Origin of the sequence: Lentzea sp. NPDC020367 (assembly GCF_044387305.1) — a bacterium.
In the GTDB taxonomy this organism is placed as follows: Bacteria; Actinomycetota; Actinomycetes; order Mycobacteriales; family Pseudonocardiaceae; genus Lentzea.
In genome coordinates this window covers 290,772-314,119 of record NZ_JBIRVV010000004.1, presented here as the reverse complement: position 1 = coordinate 314,119, position 23,348 = coordinate 290,772, and the positions used below count along the sequence as shown (strand labels likewise).

Below are 23,348 nucleotides of genomic sequence, written 5' to 3'. Positions count from 1 at the left end.
CGATGTCTGTCGAGTTCGCCGTTCTCGGTCCCCTGCAGGTCCGCGTGGACGGCAGGGAGCACCGGGTCGGCGGGTTCACCCGCCGGGCGACACTGGGATTCCTGCTGCTCAACGCGGGCCGGGTGGTGTCGATCAGCGAGCTCACCGAGGCGTTGTGGCCGGAGGGGCCTCCGCCGACGGCGCGCGGGATCCTCCTCAACGTCGTGTCGGCGTTGCGCAAGGCCGGGCTCGACATCGTCACCCGCAGGCCCGGCTACCTGCTGCGCGTGGAACCGGATCGCGTTGACCTGCACCGGTTCCGCGCCGCTCTGGCCAGGGCTTCCACGGCACCAGGTCCCGAACGGGCGGCGAGCGTGCTGCGGGACGCGCTGGCGTTGTGGCGCGGGCCGGTGCTCGCGGACCTGGTGGCGGACGGCGTCACGTGGCCGGCGCTGGTGGAGATCACGCACCTGCGCGACGCGGCGGTGGAGGACAGGTTCGACGCCGAACTGGCGTGCGGGCGTCATCGCGAGGTGATCGCGGAGCTCGAGGCCCACGCCCAGGATCAGCCGTTGCGCGAACGGCTGCAGGGCCAGCTGATGCTCGCGCTCTACCGGTCCGGCAGGCAGGCCGACGCGCTCGCGGTGTTCCGCACGGCACGCGCGCGGTTCGCCGCCGAACTCGGCATCGATCCCGGGCCCGAGCTGGTCCGGCTGGAGCAGGCGATCCTCACGCAGGACCCGGCGCTCGCGACGAGCCCGGCACAGGCGCCGACCATGCTGGAACGCAAGAAGGTCAGCGTGCTCGTCGTCCGGCTGGAGCTGCAGGGCGCGGACGAGGCCGCCGACGAACGGCTCGAAACCTCGGTGACACAAGTACTCCGGCACGTCGAGGACCTCGGTGGCGTCACGGTGACGACGCTCGGTTCGACGGTCTGCGCGGCCTTCGGCGCTCCGGTCAACCGCGAGGACGACGCCGAACGGGCGGTGCGCGCCGCGTTCGAGATCACCGGCGATCATCCAGCCGCGGCCGCGGTGTCCACCGGGCCCGCGCTCGTCACGTCCGGCGATCGCGTCGAGGTCAGCGGCACGCTGCTCGACGCCTGTCTGCGGTTGCTCGCCGAGACCGCGCGGGGCGAGGTCAGGACGTGCCCGGTGACCGACAGGACGCTCGCGCCGGCCGGGGACGACGCGCCGTTCGTGGGGCGCTCGGCCGAGATGGCGCTGCTCGCCGACACCTACGAGCAGGTCAAGGCGACGAACAGGCCGAGGGTGCTCACCGTGGTCGGCGAGCCCGGCGCGGGCAAGAGCAGGCTCGTGCGGGAGTTCGCCAGGGGCCGCCGGACGCTCACCGGACGCACGCCGCCGTTCGCGCGCGACGACGTCTTCGCCCCGCTGGCGGAGATGGTGCGGCGCCACGCGGGCATCTTCGACACCGACGACGCCGCCGCGGTCACCGCCAAGATCCAGGCGCTCGGCGACGACCCGTGGCTCGTCACGCAACTCTCCGCGCTCGTGGGGGTCAGCCCGCAGGGCAGCGACGTGCTGATGGCGTGGCGGAGGCTGATCGAGCACCTCGCGGAGGAACCGCTGGTGGTGATCGTCGAGGACGTGCACTGGGCCGACGACCTGCTGCTCGGCTTCCTGCACGGACTCGCCGACACCGCGGACGACGTGCCGCTGCTGGTCCTCCTCACCTCAAGGCAGGAGCCACGGGGTGAGGCGGTCACGCTGGGCGCACTGTCCGAACAGGACACGAGGCTGCTGCTCGAAGCGCTGATGGCCCGCCACGACGTGACCGCCGACCTGCCGGCGCTGCTGCACCGCTCGGCCGGCAACCCGCTCTTCGCCGGTGAGTACGTCCGCATGCTCCGCGACGGCGCCCCGGACGCCCTCCCCGAGACGGTGCGGAACGTCATCGGCGCACGGCTCGATTCGTTGCCGCCGAACGAAAGAGCGGTGCTGCAGGACGCGGCGGTCATCGGGCCGACGGTCTGGCCCGGCGCGGTCGCGGTGGTCGCGGAACGCGATGTCGCCGAGATCGCGCGCAGCCTGGAGGTGTTGCGGCAGCGGGACTTCCTGAAGCGCCACAGCACCAGCGACGTCGTGGGCGAGATCGAGTACGCCTTCAGCCACGTGCTGGTCCGCGACGCCGCCTACGACCGGGTCCCGCGCGGCACCAAGGCGATGAAGCACTACCACGCGGCCGAGTGGGTGCAGGCGCTGCCGCTCGAGCACGTCCCGCTGCTGGCGTACCACTTCCAGGAAGCGGTGTGGATCGCGGAAGCCTCCGGACGGCCGTGCGACATCATGGGCCGCAAGGCGAGGGCGGCTCTCACGGACGCGGGCCGCCGAGCGACCGCGCTGGCCGCCAGGGACACCGCGATCCGTTGCTACCGCGCCGCTCTGGCGGTCTGCCCGCCGGGCCACCCCGACCGGGCCGAGTTGCTGACGTTGCTGGGATCGAGCCTCGCCCTGAGCGGTGAAGGGCTCGAGGAACTGGCCGAGGCGACGGAACTGCACTGCGACGCCGGGAACTTCGCGGGTGCGGCGGCGGCCACCAGAGCCTCCTGGCGCGCCGCCTGGCACCAGGACGACCACGCGGCCGCCGGACGACACCTCGACCGCACGATCGAGTTCCTCGCGCTGACCGAGCACGCGCACGGCGTGCAGGCGTACCTCGCGCACTCGCTGACGCTCGCGGACAGGCTGACCGAGGCGATGAGCGCGGCGAAGACGGCACTGGCGGGCGCCACCGGCCTCGAACGAGCCATCGCGCTCGAAGCCCTGGGCCTCGCGAGGGTCAAGCAGGGCGACCCCGACGGCATCGCCGACATGCGCCAGGCCGTGACCGAGCGGAAGACCGCCGGGATCTCGCCCGGACTGTGCCTGGTCAACCTGAGCACAGCCCAAACCGTGCTCGGCGACCTCAAGGCACGTCTCGCGGTGCGCGCGGAAGCACGGGCGGCCGCCCGGCGGCACGGCGACAACGACACGATCGCCTGGCTCGACGCGTCCAGGTACCTGGAGTTGTTCTGGGACGGCAGGTACGCCGAGGCGCTGGCCGCCCTGGACGAGCCGAGCCAGTCCCACGTCCTCGCTCTGCGCGGCCGCGTCCTGCTGCTGACCGGTGATCTGGACGGCGCGGGTGACTGCGCGGACCGGGCACTCGAACTCGCCAGGAGCAAAGGCCAGCACGGCGACCTGCAACACCCGCTGGTCCTCCAGGCCCACCTCGCACTGCTGCGCGGCGAACCGGTGGAGATCGACCTGCTGCCCTGCCAGGTCACCGGCATGGTCGGCGTCAGCCTGCCGATCGTCCTGGCCGCCGCCGGTCACGGCCCCGAGTGCCTCGCCGAGGCGCCCTGGTCGCGCTGGAAGGACGCCGCCGTCGCCTTCCTCGGCGGTGATCGGCAGGAGGCTCGCCGGATCTACCGGGAGATCGGGTCGAGGCCGGACGATGAGTCGCTGGTTATCGGCGGCGAATAACGTCCGGACGGTGCCCGCGATCCCCCGCTACTACCAGGCCAAGGCCCGGCTGCTCGACCTGCTGGGCGACCTGCCCGGCAACACCCCGTTCCCACCGGAACGCGAGCTCTCGGACGTGTTCGGCATGTCCCGCACCACGATCCGCAAGGCGATGAACGAGCTCGTGCTGGAGGGCAGGCTCATCCGCGGCACGGGCCGCCAGGGCACGACCGTCGCCCCGCCCGCACAGGTGCACCGCCTCAGCCTCGACGCGCTGGTCCAGGACCTCGCCACTCGTGAGCAGGCGGCCGTGCGGATCACCAGGGACGTGCTCAGCGTCGAGTCGGTCCTCGTCCGCGGCGACGAACCGATCGGGGTGCGCTCGACCTGCCTGTCCGCCTCCCGGTTCCCCGGCTTCGCCGAGCGCTACGACGACACGCCGTTGCGCAGGTTCCTCGCGAGCACCTACCGGGTCCGGTTCGGCGACCTGCGCGCCTGGTGCACCACCACCCTCGTCACGCCCCGCCTCGCCAGGCTCCTCGACGTCCGCCCCGCCACGCCGGTGCTGTCGATCTCGTGGCTGGACCTGGTCGAACGGTCGTGGGTCGTGCTGAGAGGCGATCGCGCCCACCTCACGATGGCCCAAGTCCAGGGATCCGCCCAGTTCCGCGCGGGTTAGCGTCGAAGCCCGACTCGCAGCGGGAGGCACCGTGAACGACCACACCCGGCGCCGCATGTGGTTCCTCGACCAGCTCGACCCCGGCAACCCCAGCCACCACGTCACGCTGATCACCACCCCCGCTGCCGTCCGCGTGCCGGACACCCTCCTGGTCCGGTTCGACGACGACGGGCGGCCCGTTCCCGGCGGGCCGCCCGTCGTCGTGAGGTCGGCGCAGGTCCCCGACGTGCGGGCGGCGGTGCGCGCCGAGCTCACGCAGCCGTTCGACCTGCGCGAAGGCCCGCTGGTGCGCGCGCTGGAGCTCAACTCGTCGTTGCTCGTCCTGACGATGCACGGGATTCTCGGCGACATCCGCGTGCTGGAGACGGTGCTCGGCGGGCCGACTCCCCCGGCCGCCCAGGGTTCTCCCGACTCCTGGCTCGATCAGCTGCGCGACCTGCCGGTGCTGGAACTGCCGGCTGATCGGCCGCGGCCGCCGCTGCACCGGCCGGAAGCCGGTGTGGTGCCGTGGTCGGCCGACGTCGACTCCGACGCGTTGCTCGCGGCGTTGCAGGTGGTGCTCGGTCGCTACACGCGGTCCGTCGACGTGCCCATCGGGGTCGTCGTCGCGGACGAACTCGTGGTGCTGCGCGGAGATCTGTCCGGCGATCCGGCGTTCGGCGAGCTGTGCGGGCTGACGGCCGAGCAGCTGACCACGGCCGCGACGCAGCTCGTCGGGTTCGACCAGGTCGTGGATCTGCTGGCGCCGGAACGGGATCTGTCACGGCATCCGCTCGTGCAGGTGCAGGTCGACCTGCGGCCGCGCCGGGACCTCTACGACCCCGAGGTCGCGTACACCAGCTTCGACCTCGAGATCCAGAACGGCCGCGTGCTCTACAACCGGGCGCTGTTCGACCGGCCGCGGATCACCCGGCTGCTGGCCCACCTCGCGAAGGTGCTGAAAGCGCCGACCGACGAACGCCTCTCGCGGATCTCGATGATCGACCGGGACGAGGCCGCGCTGCTGGAGAAGTGGAACTCCACCACCGAGTACCTGCCGGACGTGAGCATCCCCGAACTGTTCGCCGAGCAGGTGCTGACCACGCCGGACGCCGTCGCCGTCGAGCACGGGTCCGAGTCGATGACTTACGCCGAGCTGGACCGCCGCTCCAACCGGATGGCGAACCTGTTGCGGTCCAAGGGGATCGGGACCGGCGACCTGGTCGGGCTGTGCCTGGACCGGGGCGCCGAGATGATCGTCACGATCCTGGGCGTGCTGAAGGCCGGCGCGGCGTACGTGCCGATCGACCCCGAACACCCGCTGGACCGCATCCAGTTCCTGGTCGACGACGCGCGGCTGTCCGTGGTGGTGAGCCGGAACCGCGTGCTGTTCCACCGGCCGCTGCCACCCTCCGAAATGGACTCCCACCCGGATTCCGCGCCACCGCGGACGAATCCGGACGCGCCGGCCTACATGATCTACACCTCCGGCTCGACCGGACGGCCCAAGGGCGTGCTCATGCCCAGCCGCTGCGTGGTGAACCTCGTGCGCTGGCAGGAGAAAGCCCTCGAACGCGAAGAGGACAGCCGCACCGCGCAGTTCACCACCGCCACCTTCGATGTCTCGGTTCAGGAGATCTTCTCCGCCCTGTTGTTCGGCGGCACGCTGGTCGTCCCGTCCGACGAGGTCCGCCGCGACCCCGCCGCGTTCGCCGCCTGGCTGGACGCCGAACGGATCACCCGGCTGTTCGTGCCGGACTCGGTGCTGCGGGCGGTGCTGGACGAGGAACCGTCGTTCGCCTCGATGCGGCACGTCTCGCAGGCCGGCGAACCGCTGACGCTCGACGTGAAACTGCGCAACTTCTGCGCGCTGAGGCCCTGGCTGCGCGTGCACAACCACTACGGCCCGGCCGAGTCGCACGTGATCACGTCGTGCTCGTTGCCCGCCGGCGTGGTGGACTGGCCCGCCGTCGCCCCGATCGGCCGGCCGATCGACAACACCCAGATCCACCTGCTCGACGCGAACCTGCTGCCTGTCGGAGCCGGCGTCGCGGGCCAGTTGTGCGTGTCGGGTGCCGGACTCGCCTCGGGCTACCACGACCGTCCTGAGCTGAGCGAACGGAAGTTCGTCACGAAGGACGGCGAGCTGATGTACCTGACGGGCGACCTGGCGTCGTGGAACGACGACGGCCAGCTGGAGTTCCACGGCCGCGTCGACGACCAGGTGAAGATCCGCGGCGTGCGGGTCGAGCCGGGCGAGATCGAGGCCGTCCTCAACGCCCATCCGAACGTGACGCGGGCCGTCGTCGTGTTGCGGGACAAGCACCTCATCGCCTACTACACCGGCGAGGCCGACGACCTGCTGGAGCACTGCGCCGCACTGCTGCCGGTCCAGCTGGTGCCGTCCGTCTTCCTGCCGCTGAGCACCTTCCCGCTGCTCGCGAACGGCAAGATCGACCGCCGCGCGCTGCCCGTGCCGTCCCCGCGCTCGCCGCACGTCCGGCCGGGCACCACCGAGGAAGCCGCGCTGTGCCAGGTCTTCGCGGACGTCCTCGGCATCGAGGACGTCGGCGCGACCGACGACTTCTTCGCACTGGGCGGCCATTCCCTGCTCGCCACCCGCGTGATCACCCGCGTCCGCGCGGAACTGGGCGTCGAACTCCCGTTGCCCGCGTTGTTCCACCACCGCACACCCCGGCGGCTCGCGCGGATCCTGTCCGGCGAACGGTCCTGGACCAAGCCGGTGACACCACGTGCGCACGGCCCGGTGCCGCTGTCGATCGCGCAGAACCAGGGCAACCGGTGGTTCGGCTCGGTGCTGGCCGCGGGCTTCTGGACCGTGCCACTGGCGTTGCGCCTGCACGGGCCGCTCGACTTCGGAAGCCTCCAGTCCAGACTGGACCGGGTGGTCCGCAGGCACGAGGCGTTGCGCACGGCGTTCGTCGAACGCGATGGCGTGGTGCTGCAAGAGGTCCGGCCGACTCAGCCCGTTCCGCTCAAGGTCGTCGACGTGTCCTCCGTGGAGGAAGCCGCGTTCATCGCCGGCGACGAGATGACCGTGCCGTTCGACCTGGCGAGCGGAATGTTGTTGCGGGCAAGGATCCTGAGGCTCGCGGACGAGGACCACGTGCTGCTGCTGACCATGCACCACCTGGTCAGCGACGGCTGGTCGCAGGCCCTGCTGGTCGAGGAACTGAACGGCACGGCGGCCGCGCCGTGCGTGCAGTACGCCGACTTCACGTTGTGGGAACAGGAAACCCTGTCCCCCGAGCACGCGAAGTACTGGCAGCGACAGCTGGAAGGCATGCGTCCGATCGAGCTGCCCACGAAGGGCGACCGGGACGTCAACCCGCTCGGCCCCGGCGAACTGCTGCCGTGGTCACCGTCGAAGGACCTGCTCGCCTCGATCTCCACACTGGCCGGTCAGGAGCAGGCGACGCCGTTCGAGGTGCTGCTGGCCGCGTTCAAAGTCCTGCTGTCACGAACGACGAAGGCCACGGACGTCGTGGTCGGCACGCCGATGGCGAACCGCGTCCGGCCGGAGCTGGAGCAGGTGATCGGTCTGTTCGCGAAGGTCGTGGCGCTGCGCACGGATCTGTCCGGTGATCCGGACTTCCGCGAGGTGCTGCGGCGGGTCAGGGAGACCACGGCGGCGGCCCACGAACACCAGGAGGTGCCGTTTCACGAGGTGGTGGAAGGAATTCCGCTGCGGATCACGTTCGCGCTCGTCCCTCCCGTGCCCGAACTGCGCCTGCCGGGAGTGACCGCCACCGTGTTCGAGGCACGGCAACGTGGACCGGTCATCGTGAAGTCCGAGGTGACGTTCCACCTGCACGACTCGGGCGGGCACGTCGTCTACAACTCGCTGCTGTTCACGCAACGGCAGGCGGTCGAGCTCCTCGCCCGGTTCGCGGACGTCCTGCGGGCCGTCACGAAGGACCCGTCGCTGCGCCTCTCGGAGATCGAAATAGTGTGACCGGGTGATCGATCGACGCACTGCCCTGAAGTCCTTCGCCCTGCTCCCGCTCGCCGGCTGCGCCGCCACCCAGGCCGTTCAGACCACGGGCACAACGCCACCGACGACGACCACGAGCGCGGCACCCGTGCGGCACGACGCGTTGTTCGAGCTGGAGAAGAAGTTCGACGCACGACTGGGCGTCTACGCGATGAGCGACAACGGCAGCACGATCGAGCACCGGGCGGACGAGCGGTTCGCGTTCTGCTCGACGTTCAAGGGCCTGGCCGCGGCGGCGATCCTGCACCGCAACCCGCTGTCCCATCTGGACACCGTCGTCACCTACACCGAAGCCGAGCTGATGAAGAGCTCGACCATCACGAGGCAGAACGTCCAAACAGGCATGAAGCTGCGCGACCTGTGCGACGCCGCGGTCCGCTACAGCGACGGCACAGCGGGCAACCTGCTGCTGCGCGACGTCGGCGGCCCCGCGGAACTCACGAAGTACCTGCGGGAACTCGGCGACACCGAGACCAGAATGGACCGCATCGAGCCCGACCTCACCTCGGCCACGCCCGGCGACCCGCGCGACACCGCCACCCCGCGCTCGCTCGGCACGGACTACCAGCGGATCGTCCTGGGCGACGCCCTCGAACCCGAGAAGCGCGGCTTCCTGAAGGACCTGCTGGAAAGGTCGACCACCGGGGCGAAGCGCGTCCGGGCGGGAGTGCCGCAGGGTTCCGAGGTCGCGAACAAGACCGGCACCGGCGAGTACGGCACCGTCAACGACATCGCCGTCGTGTGGCCACCCGACCGGAAGCCGGTCCTGATCGCGATCATGTCGAGCAAGTCCACAGCGGACGCCGACTACGACGAGGCCCTCGTCGCCGAAGCCGCCGCCTACGTGATGAAGACCCTCACCTGACGGTCGACACGTCCGCCCACACGGTCTTGAAATCGGGGAACCGGTTGTGCCCCCACACCTGAGCCAAGCCGTTGACCAGCAACAAACCCCGCTGCCGGCGCCCGATGAACCCCATCCGCCCGAGCTGCGGGAAACGGCCGGGCGTGCCGTCCTCGACCTCGACCCGCACCACCTCCCGCTCCGGCAGGCGAAGAATGCGGGCACGACGCTGCGGAGCGGCGTGGTGATAAGCGTTGCTCACGAGTTCGGTGGCCACGACCATCACGTCGACCACGACGTTCTCGTGCATTCCCTTCAGGAGGCGACGCACCTCCGCCCGCACGTCCGCGAGCGGCAGAACACCTTCCGGTAGGACGAGGTCCAGTCGTTCGCTGGACCGTCCTGCGATACCCATCAGCATCCCCTCGCGCCCTGTTCGTTCAAGGCAGGGGGTTCCATACCCCGGAGCGCGTACATCGAAACCCATCGAACTCGACTCATGACGTCCTCGGGAGATCGGCCCAGACCACGGTGCCGCCGAGGGCCCTGTCCACGCCCCAGCGATCGGACAGCCGGGCCACCAGGACCAGGCCGTAGCCCCGCTGCGGACGGGACACCTTGCGCAACGGCGGATGGGCGTTGGCGTTGTGCTCGATCTCGACTCGGATCCTCTGCTCTTCCACGACGACGCGCAGGAAAGACGGCTCGGACGTGTACCGGTACGCGTTGCTGACCAGTTCGTTCACCACCAGCAACACGTCGGCGACGGCGTCGGTGTCCTCGCCCATCAGTTCCAGCCGCACCCAGCGCCGGACGGCCGCGAGTGACGGCCGCTGTCTGCCCAGGGGCAGGTTCGCCGTCTCGCCCGTGCTCGCTGCCTGGTCGCGCGACAAACCGCTCCTCGGTCAGATGATCAGTTAGAGCGCCGGATACCCGACTGCATCAGCGGCCAAACCAACCGTTCATGTGCTTGAACTACTCTCACGGCGCCGCCGCAACTCCAGGGGGAACCGCGTGCCCAGATCCTTGCCGCCCTTGCTGGTCGCAGTGCTGGTCATCTACTCGTTGCACCAACTGCTCACCTCGGTCGTCGCTCCGCTGGCCCAGGAGCTCTCGCTCACCGTGACCCAGCTGAGCCTGGTGTTCACGGTCGCGTCCGTGGTGACCACGCTGGCGAGTCCGCTCTGGGGACTGCTGCTCGACGCCGCCGGAGTGCGTCCCGTGCTGGTCGCCGGGCTCGCCCTGTGCGTGGCCGGACCGGCCGGTTTCGCCGCCGCGGTGGCGTTCGCCCTCGACGAGACGCTGACGCCCGACCTCGCGTTCGTGCTGGTGCTGGTGTTCCGCGGCCTGCTGTTCGGCGCTGGACTCGCCTCCGTGCTCGTCGCCGCGCTCGCCGTCGCGGGCCTCTCGACCCACGACGTTGACGATCGCACCCGAGCCATCGGATTCGTCGGTGCCGCACAGGGATTGGGCATCGTGCTCGGCCCGGTGGCCGTGGGTGTGCTCGCGGTGGGTTCCCTGTGGCTGCCGCTGTACGTGGCGCCCGTGATCGCCCTGCTGGTCGCGGTTCTGGTACTGGTCACCGTCAAGCCGGTCGAACGCTCCGCGGAGCCGGTCGAGGTCCGGCCGCTGGAACTGGTGCCGGCCTTCGGCGCCGGGTTCCTGCTGTACCTGGCACTCTCGATCCTGCAGACCGTCGTCGTGTACCTCGCCGCGGACCGTGCGGGCGCCATCGAAGGGCTGCTGCTCGCGTCCGGCATCGGACTTCTGCTGGCGCAGGGTCTGCTCGTGCCGTTGCTGAAGTGGTCCCCCGCCCGGCTGCTGCGGATCGGGTCGCCGGTCGCGGTGGCCGGCTGCGCGCTGCTCGCGGTCGCGCCGTCGTCCGCGCTGATGTCGCTCGCGTTCCTGGTGGTGTCGCTGGGAATCGGTCTCGCGATCACCGGGTTCGGCGCGACGGCCTCGCTCGGCGTCGGGTCCGGCCGCCAGGGTCTGATGGCCGGACTGGTCACCGCGACGGGCGGGCTGACGTTCATCGTCGGACCGGTGCTGAGCTCGCTGCTCTACGACGTGGAGCCGCTCGCGCCGGTGATCGCCGCCGGACTGGCCGCGGTGCTCGCCGCCGGGTTGTCACTCGTGCCGGCCGCACCACGGGATTCGAGCCTGCCGCACTGATCGACAGAGCCATTACGCTGCGCACGTGACGCGTTACTTCAGCGCTCTCGTGCTGGCACTGCTCGCCGCGACGGCCATGGTCGTCCCCGCACAGGCCCACGCCGAGCTCAAGAGCAGCACCCCGGCGTCCGGCGCGGCCCTCGACGCCCCGCCGAAACAGGTCGAGCTGGTGTTCAGCGAGGCCATCGCGCTGCCGGACGGGGACGCGATCACCGTCACGGGACCGGACGGTGCCAAGGTGCCGGTCACCGAGGTGCACGCCGTCGACAAGACCATCACGGCGAAGATCGGCGAGTCCGCGGCCAGGGCCGGCGTGCACACGATCGCCTGGTCGGCCAAGTCCGACGACGGCGACACCGTGTCCGGCACGTTCACCTTCACGCTGGCGCTCACGGCGCAGCCCTCCTCGTCCGCCGCCCCGCCGTCGTCGGTGACGGCGAGCGCGACGGTGTCGAACGCTCCCCCGTCGACCTCGACCGCGCAGGACTCCGGTGGCGTGCCGATCTGGGTGTGGCTCCTGGTCGGGCTAGTGGGCGTCGTCGGCGTGGTCCTGCTGGTCAGCCGCCGCAAGCCGTAGCCGCTCGCGCAGGAGGTCGCGTTCGGCCGGATGTTCGGCCCGGTCCAGCGCGGCCTCCAGCGCCGCGGTCGGGTCCTCGCCGAGCCGTTGCAACAGATCCGCGCGCACGGCGTGGAACAGGTGGTAGCGGTCGAGGTCGAGCACCTCGACTTCGAGCAACGCCGCCGCCGGACCGTGCGTTTCGGCGATCGCCACGGCTCGATGCAGTGCCACGACAGGGCTTGGCGCGATGGCCATCAGCTGGTCGTAGAGCGCGACGACCTGGTGCCAGTCGGTCGGCGGGTCGCTGTGCACGGCGTTGATCGCGGCCTGGACCTGGTACGGGCCCGGCCGGTTCCAGCGCAGGCAGCGGCGCACGACGTCCTGCCCCTCCGCAACGAGATCCGCGTTCCACAGCGCCCTGTCCTGGTCCTCGAGCAGGACGATCCCGCCGTCGCGCAGCCGTGCCTCGCGGCGTGACGCGACGAGCAGCATCAACGCGAGCAGCCCCCACACCTCGGGTTCGTCCGGCATCAACTGGGCGAGCACGCGACCGAGCCGGATCGCCTCGTCCGCGAGTTCCGGCTTGTCCAGCCAGCCCTCGTTGAAGATCAGGTAGACGACGGCGAGCACGGCCTTGAGCCGTTCGGGCAGGTCGGCGTCGCGCGGCACCCGGTACGGGATGCGGGCCACGCGGATCTTGCCCTTCGCGCGCACGATCCGTTGCGCCATCGTGGGTTCGGGCACCAGGAACGCCCTGGCGATCTCCGCCGTCGTCAGCCCGCCGAGCAGTTTCAGCGTCAGCGCGACCTGGGACTGCAACGCCAGCGACGGGTGGCAGCAGGTGAAGATCAGCCGCAACTGGTCGTCGGCCACGTCCCCCACCTCCCGCACTTCCGATTCGTGGTTCAGCAGTTCCGCCTGCGCGTGCTTCTCCTGGCCCTTGGCCTCACGGCGCAACCGGTCGATCGCGCGGTTGCGGGCCGTCGTGATGATCCAGCCCGCGGGAACCGGTGGAACGCCGTCCACCGGCCACCGCTGCACGGCCGTGGCGAAGGCGTCCTGCACCGCCTCCTCGGCGAGGTCGATGTCGCCGAGAACGCGGGTCAGGACAGACACCGCACGGCCGTACTCGGCCCGGAAGATCTCCTCGATCATCAGAACGCGATCGGCCTGACCTCGATCGACAACGGGCTCAGCACGCCCGCGAGCCGCCGGCCCCAGTCGAGCGCCTCGTCGAGGTCGGCGGCCTGGATGATCGTGAAGCCGCCGATGTGCTCCTTGCCCTCGGTGAACGGGCCGTCCGTCAGGAGAACGTCGTCGTCCTTCGCCCTGAGCACGGTCGCGGTCGTCGGCGGGTGCAGGCCGACGGCGAACACCCACGCGCCCTTCGCCTGCATCTCCTCGTTGAGCGCGTTCAGGTTCGCCATGATCGGGTCGAGCACCTCGGGTGGAGGGGTCTCACCGTCGGGCTGGTAGATGCTGAGCAGGTACTTCTGCGTCATGGTGGTCTCCTTTCACCCTTTGTACGAACGAGGGCGACCCGTTTCGACAACTATGGCGACATGATCCCGTTGATCCTCCCGCTCGACGACTCGCGAGCGGTTCTGGCGGCGGCCGGGGGCAAGGGCGCGTCGCTGGCGAGGCTCGTCCGGGCGGGCCTGCCGGTGCCGGCCGGGTTCCACCTCACGACCCGCGCCTACCGCGAGCGGTCGATGGAGGGCGTGCTGGAGGCGTTCCGGGACCTGGGCGGGCCGGTGGCGGTGCGGTCGTCGGCCACCGCGGAGGACCTGCCGGGACTGTCGTTCGCCGGACAGCACGACACCGTGCTGAACGTGTCCGAGGACGGGCTGTTCGACGCGGTCCTGCGGTGCTGGGACTCGCTGCGGGCCGAACGGGCCGTCGCCTACCGCGAGCGCAACGGGATCGCCTCGGCCGAGATGGCGGTCGTCGTGCAGCGGATGGTGCCGGCGGAGGTGTCCGGTGTGCTGTTCACGGCGGACCCGGTGACCGGGCGGGCCGAGCCGGTCGTCAACGCCGTCCGCGGGCTCGGTGAGGCGCTGGTCAGCGGTGAGGAGAACCCGGCGGACCTGTTGTCCGACGACCAGATGGCCGCGCTCGTCGCGCTGGGCAGGCGGATCGAGGCGTTGTACGGAACGCCGATGGACGTCGAGTGGGCGCTGACCGGCGACGGGTTCCAGATCCTGCAGGCGCGGCCGATCACGGCGTTGCGGGTCGAGTGGAACGACACCCTCGACGGCGACTACCTGTGGTCCAACGGCAACGTCGGCGAGGCCGTCCCCGAGGTGATGACGCCGGTGACGTGGTCGCTGGTGAAGGTGCTGTCGAGCGTGGCGATCGGGCCGCACCGGATCTCCGGGAACATCGGCGGCCGCTTCTACCTCAACATCAGCACCTACACCGCGGTCGGCACGGCCATCGGCAGGGCGGAGGAGATGCGGCGCTCGGGTGAGGAGACGTTCGGGCGCATCCCGGCCGGTGTGACCGTGCCGCCGCTGCCGATGTCACGGGCGGCGATCCTGGGCGCGGTGCTGCGGGGTGCGGGCGGGCCTCTCAAACAGCAGTTCCTCTACCGGACGAGGCTGCCGCGGCTGGTCCGCGACAACCCCGCGCGTTGTACCGCCGCGCGCCAGGCGATCGCCGCCTGTGCCACGCCGGAGGCGTTGCTCGCCTTGTGGCGCAAGGATCTCGACCGGCTGTTGCGGTTCGTGTGCCCGATCCTCGACGCCGGCGCGCGGATGATCGGCGGCGGGCCGGTGGCGTTCCGGCGCGAGCTCGTGGCGCTGGTCGGCGAGGAGGACGCGGCCACGTTGCTGACCGGGTTCCACGCGGGTGCCGGGCTGTCGAGCGTGGGGCCGTTGCTCGGGCTGGCGCGGGTGCGTTCGGGAGAACTGGACTGGGAGGCGTACGCGCAGGAGTGGGGGCATCGATCCCACAACGAGTTCGAGGTCTTCCTGCCGCGTCCCGCCGAGGCGCCGACGTGGATCGCGACGCAGCTGGACGCGCTGGCGGATCCGGTCGCGTTGCTGCGACGGCAGGCGGCGGCGCGGGCAGCCGCCTGGGAACGGCTGGTGGCGGCACATCCGCGGCAGGCGGACCGGGTCGAACGGCGGTTGGCGAAGATCGGCGCCGGGGCACGGGCCCGTGAGCAGGCCCGGTCGGAGATGGTGCGCGCGTTCTGGGTGATGCGGGCGTTCGTGCTGCGGGCCGGGGAGCTGACGTCGTCCGGTGACGACCTGTTCTTCCTGCCGATCGACGACGTGCTGCGCGTGCTGGGTGGCGAAACCTCGTTGCTGGCACGGGTTCCCGCGCAACGGCAGGCCTACGAGCGTTATCGCGCGCTGCCGCCCTATCCCGCCGTGATCCGCGGCCGGTTCGACCCGGAGTCCTGGGCCGCCTCTCCGGATCGGCGGGCCGACCTCTACGACGCGACCGCGGACGTGCCCGTGCCGTCGGACGTCACCGGGTTCCCCGGCTCGGCGGGCGTGGTCGAGGGAGTGGCGCGCGTGCTCACCCGGATCGAGGAGGGCAGGGCGCTGGAACCGGGCGAGATCCTCGTGACCGCGGTGACGAACGTCGGCTGGACGCCGCTCTTCACCCGTGCCGCCGCCGTGGTGACCGACGTGGGCGCGCCCTTGTCGCACGCGGCGATCGTGGCGCGGGAGCTGGGAATTCCGGCGGTGGTGGGCTGCGGCAACGCGACGACCCGGATCGCCACCGGGGACGTCGTCCAGGTCGACGGCGCGCGGGGAACCGTGAAGAAGGTGCGGTGAACCCACCACCCGTCCGCTGCCGAGTGGTGGGTTCTGTTCGACGAGGTCAGTTGTGCGCGGGGACGCCGTGCATCGAGACGAGCTGACGCCGCATGCGTTCCCGCACCAGGTCGATCACCTCGGTGACCGTGTGGCCCTCCGCGTACGCCTGCACCTCGACCCACTTGAGGTCGAGCCGGGCGTGCGCGTGGATCACCGACTTGTCCGAGGTCAGGTTGACCCACGCGAAGTCGACCCGGTCCGGTGCGTACTCCTCCAGCGAGCCGATCCGCGCGGACGCGTAGTCCCTGGCCTGCTCGGGAATGGCCTCCGCGAGCGAGACCTGGATGTAGTCCATCGACACCTGCCTCCTCAAGGCCGCGCGGCACCGCCACGAGGCCAGTTCGACGATACGAATCCGATCGCAACGCCGAACCGGGCGTTGGTCCCGACAGCGCAGGGTCTTTCTACTGAGAGAATGGTGCGGCTGCCGGACCTAGTTGTGTCACCAGATCAAACCTTTGGCATCAAAGCAGAAACTCGCTGGTCGAGCTGCTCCTCGGTGGGCGATCCGGTGAGCAGTTCCACGGAGCCGTCGGTGCCCACGAACGCGAACGTCGGCTGCGCGGTGACGCCGAACCGCTTCCACACCGCGCCGTCCAGATCGGCCAGGTGCGGGAACCCGGTCATCTTGTGGTCGCCCACGAACTTCTTCATGGCGTCGAGCTGGTCCTCCGCGGCCACGCCGACGAACTGGACCTTGTTGTGCCGCTTGGCCATCGCGTCGACCGTCTCCGCCTCGGCGTTGCAGGACGGGCACCACGGCGTCCAGAACCACAGCACGGCGGGCTGCCCGACGAGCTTGTCGCCGCGGAACTCCGCGCCGTCCAGCGTCTGGGCGGTGAACTGGAACTTCTCCGGCGGCGGCGCCTTCTCCGCGCAGCCGGTGAGCAGAAGGATCCCTAGCAGCAGTCCGAGGATGCGCATTCGGCTCCTCACCTCCTGTCTGTGCGTACGGCCTTGCGCCTCCTCCGGTTCAGCCACCACGCACCGATGATCGCCAGCACGACCACGAACGGCCACGGCCCGAGCGCCGCCACGATCTGCACGAGCGTGTTCTGGAACCGTCCCGCACCGCGCACGACCGGGTCGATCGCGCTGCCGCCTGCCAGGAACAACCGCAGTTCGTAGACGCCGTAGTAGGTCACGTACGCACCGACCGCCACCAGCACCGCGCCACCGATGCGACCGACGTGGGGCAGCAGCTTCCTGATGTGCGGCGCGAGCGCCGAACCCGCGACCGCCAGCACGGTGACGATGAGCCCCATGCCGAGCGCGTAGGCGAGGAACGCCGCGATACCTGTCTGCAGCGATGCGCCCACCAGCGCGAGGAACGGGCCGATCGCGCACGAGAGAGAGGCGATGGCGAACGCGATGCCGTAGCCGTACATCGACCAAAGGCTCTTGGGAGCTGCTTGGAGTTTCGGCAGCCGGACGTAGAGGTCCTTGCCGAGCAGCAGAAGCACGCCAACGACGACCATCACGAGCCCGATCACGACCGTCACGAACGGCAGGTAGCGCTTGAGGGTCGCGGCCACCGGACTGACCAGAACACCGAACGCGCCGAAGAACGTGACAAATCCGGCTGTCATCACCAAACCGGACATAAAGGCTCGTGCGGGGCTGTCCCGTGCCACCAACGCCAAATAGGCGGGCAGCATCGCGAATCCGCACGGGTTGACCGTGGCCACCATTCCCGCGACGACCGCTAACGCAAGCTCGTTCACGGGCGTGAGGTTAGAGTTGCCAGGTGCCGATCGAACAGTGGCTCGAAGCCATCCCACCTCTGCTCGTGTACGTGATCGTCGGCCTGGTGATCGGCTTCGAATCGCTCGGCATCCCGTTGCCAGGCGAGATCGTGCTGGTCACGGCCTCGCTGATGGCGTCGCAGCACGACCACCTGAGCCCGTTGTGGATCGGTGTGTGGGCGAGCGCGGGCGCCATCATCGGCGACAACTTCGGCTACCTCATCGGGCGGCGCGGCGGACCGCGGTTGTTCGCGTGGATGGGCCGGAAATTCCCCAAGCACTTCGGGGAAACGCAGCTCGACCATGCCAGGAAGGTGTTCCAGAAACGCGGTGCGTGGGCCGTGTTCTTCGGCCGGTTCGTGGCACTGCTGCGCATTCTCGCCGGGCCGCTGGCCGGGTCGATGCACATGAGCTACGGCAAGTTCCTGGTGGCGAACGCCCTGGGCGGCATCGTGTGGGCGGGCGGTACGGCGGCGGCCGTCTACTACCTCGGCGTGGTGGCCGAGAAGTGGTTGAAGGGTTTCTCCTACGCAGGTCTCGCGATCGCCGTGGTCTTCGGCGTCGCGGGCGTTTTCATCGTGAAGCGCCGGCTCGCGAAGGCTGCTGAAAAGTCGGAAGAAGAAGTCACGCCTGTGTAGTCCAGGCCGCGATCTGGGCGCGCGATCGCACGCCCAGCACGGACTTGAGGTCGCGCACGTCGGCCTCCACGGTCCGCAGCGACACGTGCAGTCCGTCCGCGATCTGCTTGTTCGTCAGTCCTTCCGCGACCATCGCCGCGACGCGCAGCAGCCGTTCGTCGCGCCACGACGGCGCGGCCTGCTCCGGTTCGGCCTGCGGGCGTGGCGTGGTGATCCGCACTCCCGGCAGGGCGAACTGCCGCACCGACTCGAGCATGGTGAAGTCGGCTTCGAGCAGTGACCGCGCCTGAAGTCGTTGCGCCATCACGGGATCGACGGTGCCGGGGCTCAGCGCGAACGTGTGCAGCGCGATCTTCTCGGCCGAGGTCAGCAACTCGTAACTGCGGTCGATCGCCGCGTGCAACGACCGGTGGTGCGCCGGGGCGTCGCGCGGCCCGGTGGTGAGGACGGCGAACCGGTCGTCCAGGCGTGCCACGATCTCGTCCAGCGTCAGCACGCGCACCAGCCGTGCCGCGAGTTCGAGCGCCAGCGGCAACCGGTCCAGCCGCTCGCACACGGTCTCCAGCAGTGCGGCGCTCTCGTCGAACTCGCTGTCGAGCGCCGTCGCGCGGTCGCTGAACAGCCGCTTCGCGTCGTGCTGCCCGAGCGGCTTGAGCCGGTACTCCTGCTCTCCCGGCACGTTCAGCGGCTCCCGGCTCGTCGCGAGGACGCGGAGCGCGGGATGCCTGGCGATGAGGCGCACGCAGTCGGCCAGCACGGGCTCGCAGCCGTCCAGCACCAGCAGACCGGGTTCAGGGGCGTCCGCGAGCAGGTCCGGGACCCTGGTGACGTCCGCGAGCTCGATCACCAGGACGTGCCGCCGGTTCGCGACCGCCTCGTGCACCAGCCGGGACTTGCCGACGCCGGGAGGCCCGGTGACGGTGACGATCCTGTTGCGTGCCAGCAGTTTGGTGAGCTCGGTCAGTTCCGTGGCGCGGCCGACGAACGTGTCCAGGCGCGGCGAGGCCGGGACGACGTCGCGGGCGGCGCGGCGGCGGTAGGCGCGCTGCCGGCAGGCGCTGGAGCAGTACTTGGCGGAGGTGGTGAGCGCGGCCCCGCAGACCTCGCACGTCACCGTGCCCGCGCCGTTCGTGCCGCGAGCTGCGTCCGCGAGCTCAGTCCCAGCCGCGACAACATCTGCGTCACGTGCGACCGCACGGTCCCGGTCGAGATCCCCAGCCGCACCGCGATCTCCGGGTTGGTCAGCCCCTCCACCACGAGGTCGGCGATCTGCTGCTGCCGCACGGTCAGCGGTTCGTCCCGGCGGCCCGAGTTCACGTACGCCGTCAGCCCCGCCTGGTCGAGCCGCTCCCCCAGCCGCCAGGCCTGGGACACCCGCCGCGGCCCCGCCGACGACAGCGCGAGCTCGCGGGCGTCCGACACCATGTGGTTCCACGGCTCCTCCTGCCGGGAACCACCGGACCTGCGGGTGGCGGCCGCGGCGGCCATCAGCACCACGGCGCGGTCGGCGTCTCCCCTGCGGGCCGCCACGACGCCCAGTCCTTCCAGCACACCGGCCTGCGCCAGCGACTCGGGCGCGCCCACCCGCAGAGCGATCGCGAAGTGGTGCTCGGCCTGGTCGACGTCGCCAGCCGCCAACGCGATCACGCCGGCGGTGTGCCGGGAGGCCATCAGGCGGAAACCGTCCAGGACGCCCAGTGAGAGCGACTCCAGTGCGGCGGCGAGCGCACCGGGCAGATCACCCAGGCGCATCAGGAGCCAGGCGTGGTTGTTGAGGAACGTCATCAGCAGGCTCGGATCACCGAGGCTCCGCGCCACCGCCACCGACCGTTCGTTGGCCGCGCGCGCACCCGCGAGATCGAAGTTGGCACCACGCGCGTACCCCAGCGTGTTCCACCCCCGCGCCTCCCACACCGGCCGGCTCATCGCCGGGTGCGCCACCAGCGCCTCCGCGAACCGCAGCGCCGCCACCTCGTCACCCGTGAAGCCCGCGAGCCACGCCGCGCGGAAGAGCAGCATCTCCGAGTGCGACGTCAACGGGCCGTGCGTCAGGGCGGCGCAGGCCATCCGCATCGCCTCGCTGAACGAGCCGCGCAGGTACCAGACGTGCACGACGCCCGCGACGAGCCACGTGTGCCGCGGGTCGGTGCGCGGAACGCGTTCCACGGCGTGCAGCAACTGGTGTTCCTGGCTCGCCAGCCACGTGTCCGTGTTGTTCTCGATCATCGGTGCCGCCGCGATCTCACCGATGGCCCGGATCAGGTGGTCGACCAGCCGCTCGAACGTCACCGCGTCCTCGCCGCTCTCCCGCAACCGCGCCAGTCCGAACAGGCGGATCGACTCGAGCATCCGGAACCGCGCGCCGGAGGACGACGGCGTGCGCACCACCAAGGACTTGGCGCGCAAAGAAGCCATCAGCTGCACGACCTCCGCCGGGTCGCCGCACACCGCGGCGGCCAGGTCGAGGTCGAAGTCGCCGATCAGCGAGGAGAGCTTGCGCAGCGCGGCCTGTTCGGCCGGTGCCAGCAGGTCGTAGCTCCACCTGATCACGGCGTCGAGCGTGCGGTGCCGCGCGGGTACATCGGTCCGGGCGGCCGCCAGTTCGATCGCCAGCGGCAGGTGGTCGTGCACCGCGTCGGCGAGTTCCGGAGCGCCGCCGCACTCCACGAACATCTGCCGGGCGTCCGAGGGAGACAGCGGGCCGACCTCGACGCACATCTCGCCGGCCAGGTCGAGAGGTTCCCGGCTCGTCACGAGCACACGAAGGCGCGGACATCCGGCCAGCAGCTCGGCCACCGCCGAGGCGGCCTCGTGGATCAGGTGCTCGCAGTTGTCCAGCACCAGCAACCGGTGCTCGGCCAGCGCGCGGACGACGGTCGCGTGCAGTGGCGAACCCGGCTCCTCCCACACGTTCAGCGAGAACGCGATCACGTGCCACAGCAGGTCGGGCCGGTGCACGGACTCCAGTTCGACGACGGGGCCGGACGGGCACAGTTCGGCCGCCAGCCGCGACTTCCCCGCACCGCCGGGCCCGGCGAGCGTCACCAGCCGGTGCCGCCGCAGCAGCCGTCGCACGGTGGTCAGCTCGCGTTCCCGTCCCACCAGACGAGTGCGCGAGTTCATCGACCACGACATGCGCGCGATTCTAAGTGCGAATGCAATCTGAAGAAATGACGGCCGACAATTGCAGTTCAGCTCACAGACCGGCGTGAACTGCGCAAACACCGGCCGTGGCGGGGACGGACCCGGCCGCGTGCTGAGACGGCGACTTCACGCTCCGTCGAGCTGCCACCGAGATTCCGGTCCGCGTCCCGGTCCGCGCCGCGCGAACCGGGAACCCGCACAAGCCCACGACCACACGCGCGAAGCCCCCAGACCGAGCGTGAAGTCGCACAAAACCCAACGACTTCGCTCACCTTTGACCGATATTTAGCGCTTGTACGAAGTTGAGCGGTAATCACTTACCTGACTGATCTATCGGACACACCTTGTGGCACCGCGATTACGCGCGGTATGGTCTAGACCTTCAATCGCCGCCGCGATGTAACGGGAGTACGCACACATCAAGGCAAAGGAAGACACATGAAGATTGGACGCAAGGTTACGGCCGCCATGGCCGGCGTTCTCGCTGCACCGTTGATCGTCGTGGCACTCCCCTCTGGCACGGCGTTCGCGCACGGCTACATCAACTCGCCTGCCAGCCGTCAGGCGCAGTGCGCCAGCGGCGCCGTGAAGGACTGCGGAGCCATCCAGTGGGAGCCGCAGTCGGTCGAGGGTCCGAAGGGCCTGCAGAGCTGCCACGCCAACCTGTCGCAGTTCTCGGTGCTGAGCAACGACAACAAGGGCTGGAAGGTCGCCAACACCGGCCGTTCGGTGACGTTCAACTGGACGTTCACCGCCCGCCACCGCACGCGTGACTACGACTACTTCGTCGACGGCCGCAAGGTCGCGAACTTCAGCGGCAACAACCAGCAGCCGCCGGCGACCGTGTCGCACACCGTCAACGTGGGCTCCGCCGGCCGGCACAAGGTCCTGGCGGTGTGGAACATCGGCGACACCTCCAACGCCTTCTACTCCTGCATCGACATCAACGCGAGCTGATCACTGACCGCGTGAGGTCCCCTTCCTCTCACGCAGCAGCACGTCGACGTCGAACGGCATCAGGTTCAACGGCGGACCGGACAACGGTTTCCGCAGCGCGTCGAGGATCTCCGCGTTCATCCGCTCGATGATCGAGCGCGCTTCCTCGTCGGTCGTGGCCGCCAGGGCGCGGGCCCTGGCGGTCTCGGCCCGCTTGCGCAGCACGAGGGAAGGGGGCAACCCTGCACTGCCCTCTTCCTCCCGGACCTTCCTCTTGATCCACCAGTCCTCTTCGAGCGCCTCTCCCGCGCCGGGCAACGGCTTGCCCGCGCTCGGCAGATCGTCGAACTCACCGCGTTCCTGGGCCTCGCGGATCTGCCTGTCGATCCACGACTCGAAGCCCATTCCTGGCGGTTTCCGTTGTGTCATGGGGAGAACCTCCTGACCGCGGCCCCGATCGCCTCTCGGAAGGCGGGGCTGCCCTTGTGGCCACTGTCGTCCACGAGGGTCAGCTCGGCGTCCGGCCACCCCCGCGCCAGCTCGTAGGCCGTGTCCGCCGGACAACTCATGTCACGGCGTCCGTGGATCAACGCCGCCGGGATGCCGGCGAGCTTGCCCACGTTGCCCAGCAGGTCGTCCACAAACCCGTGGTTCGCGTAGTAGTGCGCGCAGATCCGCACGAACGCGATCATGTCGTCGGAAGCCTTGTCCATGAACAGGTTCGGAGTGCCGAAGCTCTCGAACGAGAGCACGGTGTCCTCCCATTCCGACCACGCGATCGCCGCCTTCTCCCGCACCTCGCGGTCGGGGCTCTCCATCAGTTCGGCGTACGCCCGGACAACGTCCTCAGGATCGCCGACGTACGCGCTGTACCGAGCCCACGCCTCCGGGAAGAACCGGGAAACGCCCTTGTACAGCCATTCCAGCTCACGTTCGGACGACATCGTCACGGCGATCAGGATCATCTCGGAGACGCGCTCAGGATGCCGTTGCGCGTAGGCGACCGCGAGCGTCGTGCCCCAGGAACCGCCGTACAGCAACCACTTCTCGATGCCGAGGTGCTCGCGGAGCTTCTCCATGTCCGCGATCAGGTGCTCGGTGGTGTTGACGCTCATGTCCGCCGCCGGGTCACCGGCGTGTGGTGTGCTCTGACCACACCCTCGCTGGTGGAAGATCACGATGCGGAACTTCTCGGCGTCGAGCGACTTCCTGGCGCCCTTCGACGGCGCGCCCGGTCCGCCGTGGAGGAACACGGCAGGCTTGCCGCCGGGATCGCCGACGATCTCCCAGTAGACCTGGTTGCCGTCACCGACGTCGAGCATGCCGTGTTCGCAGGGCTCCATGAAAACGAGCGTACC

General features: G+C 70.0%; 20 protein-coding genes. 9 read left to right on the top strand and 11 right to left on the bottom strand.

Annotated elements, in window-relative coordinates; genetic code table 11:
• The first annotated feature begins 2 nt into the window (after window positions 1–2).
• Genes ACH413_RS19150 through bla form a run of 4 tightly spaced genes read left to right on the top strand, consistent with a single transcriptional unit; the run spans window position 3 to window position 8,984 of the window.
• Window positions 3–3,467, top strand: coding sequence for a BTAD domain-containing putative transcriptional regulator (locus tag ACH413_RS19150; protein WP_360034324.1), 3,465 nt, complete (start codon window positions 3–5; stop codon window positions 3,465–3,467).
• Between the two features lie 10 nt (window positions 3,468–3,477).
• A complete protein-coding gene (locus ACH413_RS19145; protein ID WP_360034326.1) occupies window positions 3,478–4,125 on the top strand; it encodes a GntR family transcriptional regulator in 648 nt (215 codons plus the stop codon).
• Window positions 4,126–4,156: 31 nt separating this feature from the next.
• Window positions 4,157–8,080, top strand: a complete 3,924-nt coding sequence (locus ACH413_RS19140) for an amino acid adenylation domain-containing protein (RefSeq protein ID WP_360034328.1) — start codon at window positions 4,157–4,159, stop codon at window positions 8,078–8,080.
• Between the two features lie 4 nt (window positions 8,081–8,084).
• Window positions 8,085–8,984, top strand: coding sequence for a class A beta-lactamase (gene bla, locus ACH413_RS19135; protein WP_360034330.1), 900 nt, complete (start codon window positions 8,085–8,087; stop codon window positions 8,982–8,984).
• On the opposite strand, the gene ACH413_RS19130 is transcribed toward bla, so the two are convergent.
• Both ACH413_RS19130 and ACH413_RS19125 read right to left on the bottom strand, forming a co-directional pair.
• Entirely contained in the window at window positions 8,977–9,378 is a 402-nt protein-coding gene (locus ACH413_RS19130) for an ATP-binding protein (protein WP_360034332.1), read from the bottom strand. The genes bla and ACH413_RS19130 overlap by 8 nt on opposite strands.
• Window positions 9,379–9,460: 82 nt before the next feature.
• A complete protein-coding gene (locus ACH413_RS19125; protein WP_360034334.1) occupies window positions 9,461–9,856 on the bottom strand; it encodes an ATP-binding protein in 396 nt (131 codons plus the stop codon).
• Between the two features lie 121 nt (window positions 9,857–9,977).
• Between ACH413_RS19125 and ACH413_RS19120 the strand changes: the two genes are divergently transcribed.
• Together ACH413_RS19120 and ACH413_RS19115 are read left to right on the top strand one after the other, a co-directional pair.
• Complete coding sequence (locus ACH413_RS19120) at window positions 9,978–11,135, top strand: MFS transporter (protein WP_360034335.1); 1,158 nt, start codon at window positions 9,978–9,980, stop codon at window positions 11,133–11,135.
• 25 nt (window positions 11,136–11,160) lie between these two features.
• Window positions 11,161–11,712 (top strand): copper resistance CopC family protein, encoded by a 552-nt coding sequence (locus tag ACH413_RS19115; protein WP_360034337.1) that lies wholly within the window; start codon window positions 11,161–11,163, stop codon window positions 11,710–11,712.
• On the opposite strand, the gene ACH413_RS19110 is transcribed toward ACH413_RS19115, so the two are convergent.
• Both ACH413_RS19110 and ACH413_RS19105 read right to left on the bottom strand, forming a co-directional pair.
• Window positions 11,662–12,849, bottom strand: coding sequence for a sigma-70 family RNA polymerase sigma factor (locus tag ACH413_RS19110; protein ID WP_360034339.1), 1,188 nt, complete (start codon window positions 12,847–12,849; stop codon window positions 11,662–11,664). The genes ACH413_RS19115 and ACH413_RS19110 overlap by 51 nt on opposite strands.
• Window positions 12,849–13,196: a YciI family protein gene (locus tag ACH413_RS19105; protein WP_360034341.1), complete on the bottom strand. Its 348-nt coding sequence runs from the start codon at window positions 13,194–13,196 to the stop codon at window positions 12,849–12,851. The genes ACH413_RS19110 and ACH413_RS19105 overlap by 1 nt, the downstream gene beginning before the upstream one ends.
• A 60-nt stretch (window positions 13,197–13,256) precedes the next feature.
• On the opposite strand from ACH413_RS19105, the gene ACH413_RS19100 reads away from it, so the two are divergent.
• Window positions 13,257–15,485, top strand: coding sequence for a PEP/pyruvate-binding domain-containing protein (locus tag ACH413_RS19100; RefSeq protein WP_360034343.1), 2,229 nt, complete (start codon window positions 13,257–13,259; stop codon window positions 15,483–15,485).
• 46 nt (window positions 15,486–15,531) lie between these two features.
• Here ACH413_RS19100 and ACH413_RS19095 read toward each other — a convergent pair whose 3' ends face one another.
• The 3 genes from ACH413_RS19095 to ACH413_RS19085 all read right to left on the bottom strand — a co-directional run bounded on the left by ACH413_RS19095 (window position 15,532) and on the right by ACH413_RS19085 (window position 17,251).
• Window positions 15,532–15,822: an HPF/RaiA family ribosome-associated protein gene (locus tag ACH413_RS19095; protein WP_360034345.1), complete on the bottom strand. Its 291-nt coding sequence runs from the start codon at window positions 15,820–15,822 to the stop codon at window positions 15,532–15,534.
• Between the two features lie 155 nt (window positions 15,823–15,977).
• Window positions 15,978–16,451, bottom strand: a complete 474-nt coding sequence (locus ACH413_RS19090; protein ID WP_360034347.1) for a redoxin domain-containing protein — start codon at window positions 16,449–16,451, stop codon at window positions 15,978–15,980.
• An 8-nt stretch (window positions 16,452–16,459) separates the two neighbouring features.
• Complete coding sequence (locus ACH413_RS19085) at window positions 16,460–17,251, bottom strand: cytochrome c biogenesis protein CcdA (protein ID WP_360034350.1); 792 nt, start codon at window positions 17,249–17,251, stop codon at window positions 16,460–16,462.
• A gap of 23 nt (window positions 17,252–17,274) precedes the next feature.
• Here ACH413_RS19085 and ACH413_RS19080 point away from each other — a divergent pair, with 23 nt between their 5' ends.
• Window positions 17,275–17,910, top strand: a complete 636-nt coding sequence (locus tag ACH413_RS19080) for a DedA family protein (RefSeq protein ID WP_360034353.1) — start codon at window positions 17,275–17,277, stop codon at window positions 17,908–17,910.
• Here the strand turns inward: ACH413_RS19080 and ACH413_RS19075 are convergent.
• On the bottom strand, window positions 17,897–19,024 hold the full coding sequence (locus ACH413_RS19075; RefSeq protein WP_360034355.1) for a LuxR C-terminal-related transcriptional regulator: 1,128 nt from the start codon (window positions 19,022–19,024) through the stop codon (window positions 17,897–17,899). The two genes, ACH413_RS19080 and ACH413_RS19075, sit on opposite strands and share 14 nt — an antisense overlap.
• Entirely contained in the window at window positions 19,021–21,045 is a 2,025-nt protein-coding gene (locus ACH413_RS19070) for a LuxR C-terminal-related transcriptional regulator (protein WP_360034358.1), read from the bottom strand. Before ACH413_RS19070 ends, ACH413_RS19075 begins: the two co-directional genes overlap by 4 nt.
• A gap of 447 nt (window positions 21,046–21,492) precedes the next feature.
• Between ACH413_RS19070 and ACH413_RS19065 the strand changes: the two genes are divergently transcribed.
• Window positions 21,493–22,011: a lytic polysaccharide monooxygenase auxiliary activity family 9 protein gene (locus tag ACH413_RS19065; RefSeq protein WP_360034360.1), complete on the top strand. Its 519-nt coding sequence runs from the start codon at window positions 21,493–21,495 to the stop codon at window positions 22,009–22,011.
• On the opposite strand, the gene ACH413_RS19060 is transcribed toward ACH413_RS19065, so the two are convergent.
• Both ACH413_RS19060 and pip read right to left on the bottom strand, forming a co-directional pair.
• A complete protein-coding gene (locus ACH413_RS19060; RefSeq protein WP_360034362.1) occupies window positions 22,012–22,419 on the bottom strand; it encodes a DUF1992 domain-containing protein in 408 nt (135 codons plus the stop codon). It abuts the gene before it with no gap.
• Window positions 22,416–23,333: a prolyl aminopeptidase gene (pip, locus tag ACH413_RS19055; protein ID WP_360034365.1), complete on the bottom strand. Its 918-nt coding sequence runs from the start codon at window positions 23,331–23,333 to the stop codon at window positions 22,416–22,418. Before pip ends, ACH413_RS19060 begins: the two co-directional genes overlap by 4 nt.
• Window positions 23,334–23,348 lie beyond the last annotated feature (15 nt).